The 2,138-nt window shown below is 41.3% G+C and carries 2 protein-coding genes; both read right to left on the minus strand.

Features of this window, described 5'->3' with window-relative positions:
• Positions 1 to 922: 922 nt before the first annotated feature.
• A complete protein-coding gene (locus X965_RS18585; RefSeq protein WP_036419754.1) occupies positions 923 to 1,396 on the minus strand; it encodes a hypothetical protein in 474 nt (157 codons plus the stop codon).
• A gap of 306 nt (positions 1,397 to 1,702) precedes the next feature.
• Positions 1,703 to 2,138 (minus strand): hypothetical protein (locus tag X965_RS19685; RefSeq protein WP_216598469.1); only part of this gene is annotated, 436 nt, incomplete at its 5' end.

Genomic DNA, 2,138 nt, shown 5'->3' on the forward strand with positions numbered 1-2,138 from the left:
TGTTCTCAGCATAAGAAGCTACCGCCCGGAAAACAGGGTAAAAACAACTTTCAGTTTCCTAACCATGGACAGCCATTCACTTACCGGGTCTTAGCTCCGCCGCAGGCGGCTATTGTTCTGATCTATGGGGCTAGTCTACCCTGCAAAAACGGGAGTGACCATAGACTCCTAATCATGAACCGGATGTTGCCTTAAAAACCGCCGCCGGATAAACTCTGTAAGAGTAAAAAACCGCACTAACTATCATCCTTCATATTAAGGTATACAATGAAAGCCATTAAAATTATAACACTGTCTCTGTTCGTTACTGCCCTTGCTGGGTGCTCAGGCCTGTCCGGCAGACAGGCTGTCCTGACACCGACCGAACCGGCTCGGGAAGCACCATCCGGAAACACTGACGTCAAACTACTGCCGAAAGAAATTATTCCGTCCAGCACAAACTCCTGTATTGATGATATGGCGTTACTGAAGCAGACCAGTTACAGCGCATATCAGGACAGGGTCAGGCAATATGGCGAGTTAATGAATGAATATCATTTTTTACGGCGAAACAGTGAAATTATGGATAAAGACACAAAGCAGTATTTAAGCGACATACTTGAGGTAAAACGGGATACATTATGTTCAAAAATTAAATTCAATGTATTTCAGTCAATTAAGAAAAAAACGGCGGAACTGACAGCTATCTGATTGAATGCGCCGGTATAAAAAACCTTCTGCCGGCAGCAATGGTTCAGGGAATACATTCGGTGTATTTCCTGTCTTTCCGGGACGTGAAGATATACTGATAATCTGGCACGGTTGCTAATATGGCCGGCAATTTTAGTAATACAGATACTACTAAAATAAAAAAATTCTCCGGAAACTTATATCTTCCGGAGAATTATATTAAATATTGCAAATATTTTTTGTAAATAAAGAATTAGATGCCAGACAATGCTTTCAAGCGGTCTTTAACTCCAGTAAAACCGGCGTATTGTACTTTGGCGCATAATGTATCCAGTTTTTTATTCAGGGTCATCGTCAGTAACTCTTTCGAATCCTTATCCATAATTTCTTTGTTAATATTCAGGAAGGTATAATTCTGATTGATTTTGCTGTAATCTGCGGAGAAATTATCAAATTGACCCTGGTTCAGCCCCTTAAGGAAATTAAAACCGTCCACACAGGCATTATTGGTGGAGGTTATCACAATACCCTGTAATGCCATTTGTTTACTGCCCACATACGCCTGTGCCACCGTATTGCCGGTCACGTTAGGTGTGGCGGAACGGGTTTGTTGTTTAGCCGGTGGATTTTTAACTGCAGTTGTATTTTTTTTTTGCGGAACCGACGAACATGCCGCAAGAAATAAAGATGTGATTGCCACCACAGTCAGTTGTATTTTTTTAGCCATTTTTTATTCCGTAATATCTGTTTAGCGTTAAAATTGGATAGTAACAAACATGTACCGATGTGTAGTTTGCTTTATCTTATCCTATAAGTATACCTAATTTAGTGGATTTGACCCCATATATCCAGACGTATTTACTCGATGGTTAGGAAATTGAATGTTGTTTTCATTCTTTTTTCTGACCTTAATTTTTTACACGGATGGGGTATTGCGCCCAATTCACCGAAAAGTTCCATGCAAACAAATTTCAACTTTAAATTCATAGGGATAGAAAATAAAACCACTCTATCATTTCATCTTCTTTTGATGTCAGTTCAGCCAGAGGATCAACATTTTCCAATATGCTTTCCAGGCTGAAAACCTCCGGTTGCCGGGCAAATGTATAATTGCCAGCAAGCTGGATATGATTCCACGCGACCGGAGACAGGTTCGATAACAAGCTGACCATTTCCTTATTCCTGGGGTCTGAAGCCCAATCGTGCGAAAACGTACGCTGAGTACATTTTTTAACCACAACAGGGATGCGCCGGAATCCCGGAAATTTCCAGCCTGCGATTTCTTAATGATCTTTCGGAACCTCAATAACGCCATCAGCAATCCCCTGTGCCAGTTGTTCCATCCATTTCGCAAAGCGATAATATCTGGGATATTGCTGATAGTATGCTGGTTAAGCTGGCGTCCGTAAGTGTGCAGGGCGACAAACAATCCAATTTCAATACCTATTTTTTCCGCCCATTTCAGCAGC

The organism is Morganella sp. EGD-HP17 (genome assembly GCF_000512315.2).
Taxonomy (GTDB): domain Bacteria; phylum Pseudomonadota; class Gammaproteobacteria; order Enterobacterales; family Enterobacteriaceae; genus Morganella; species Morganella morganii.

What these genes read in the sequence shown, in the direction of transcription:
- X965_RS18585 (WP_036419754.1), bottom strand. Translation starts at nt 1,396, where the DNA reads ATGGCTAAAAAAATACAACTGACTGTGGTGGCAATCACATCTTTATTT.